The sequence below is a fragment of the Alteromonas sp. ABH4_456 genome (assembly GCF_056160645.1).
In genome coordinates this window covers 1-261 of sequence record NZ_JBSWXO010000058.1, presented here as the reverse complement: position 1 = coordinate 261, position 261 = coordinate 1, and the positions used below count along the sequence as shown (strand labels likewise).

Sequence of the window (261 nt, the reverse complement as noted above, 5' to 3'; positions counted from 1 at the left end):
AAGACTCGCCTGAACAGCTTTTAACACTACTTTCTCCCTATCTGGGGAATATCGTAGTCGGTGCCGAATGTATGCATTGCTGGTATTGGCTAAGTGATTTTTGCGAGCAGCACAACATTGACTTTATTCTTGGCCATGCCTTGTACATGAAGGCTATTCATGGCGGCAAGACCAAGAATGATAAAATCGATGCATATAAAATTGCCAAGCTCATGCGGGGCGGTAATTTTCCTTTGGCGTATGTTTATCCAAAAGAAAAGC

1 protein-coding gene is annotated in these 261 nt (G+C 42.9%); it reads left to right on the top strand.

All coding sequences use genetic code 11. The features are described 5' to 3' along the window. Positions 1-261 (top strand): IS110 family transposase (locus ACXAG2_RS20930; protein WP_474870269.1); only part of this gene is annotated, 261 nt, incomplete at both ends.